The 575-nt window shown below is 67.1% G+C and carries 2 protein-coding genes; both read right to left on the minus strand.

Translation table 11 applies throughout. From position 1 onward, the window contains the following. Positions 1-205, minus strand: a 205-nt coding sequence (locus tag E4U92_RS35555) for an alpha-amylase family glycosyl hydrolase (RefSeq protein WP_241681806.1), incomplete at its 3' end; no start/stop codon positions are given. Further along, a partial coding sequence (locus tag E4U92_RS35560) for an alpha-glucosidase C-terminal domain-containing protein (RefSeq protein ID WP_241681807.1) occupies positions 202-575 on the minus strand: 374 nt, incomplete at its 5' end. The genes E4U92_RS35560 and E4U92_RS35555, both read right to left, overlap by 4 nt.

The following is a 575-nucleotide window of genomic DNA, read 5'->3' on the forward strand; positions in this document are numbered from 1 at the left end:
GCAGCCACAGGCAGTCGACGCCCAGCCACTGCAGGTAGTCGAGCTTGGCGGTGAGGCCCTTCAGGTCGCCGACGCCGTCGCCGTTGCTGTCCTGGAAGGAGCGGACGAGGACCTCGTAGAAGACGGCGCGCTTGAACCAGTCGGGATCGCGGTCCTTCGCGGGGGTGTCCTCGAACTTGTCCGGAACGGGCTCGTTGACGATCATCGTGTGGGTGACCCTCCGATCTGCGGGGTGGACGGTCGCAGGACGGTGAAGACGTGCGCGGGGCGGGTGCCCGGTTCGAGACGCACGTAGTTGGCCCTGCCCCAGTGATAGGTCTCGCCGGTGAGCTCGTCGCGCACCGGCACCGACTCGTGCCAGTCCAGGCCGAGTTGCGGCATGTCCAACGAGACCGTGGCCTCCTGGGTGTGGTGGGGATCCAGATTCGCGACCACCAGAACCGTGTTCGAACCGCTGCGCTTCGAGTACGCGATCACCGACTCCTTGTCGGCCTCGTGGAAGTGCACGTCCCGCAGTTGCTGCAGGGCGGGGTTCTCGCGCCGGATCCGGTTGAGCCGGGTGATGAGGGGGGCGA

Source organism: Streptomyces galbus (assembly GCF_005280195.1).
In the GTDB taxonomy this organism is placed as follows: Bacteria; Actinomycetota; Actinomycetes; order Streptomycetales; family Streptomycetaceae; genus Streptomyces; species Streptomyces galbus.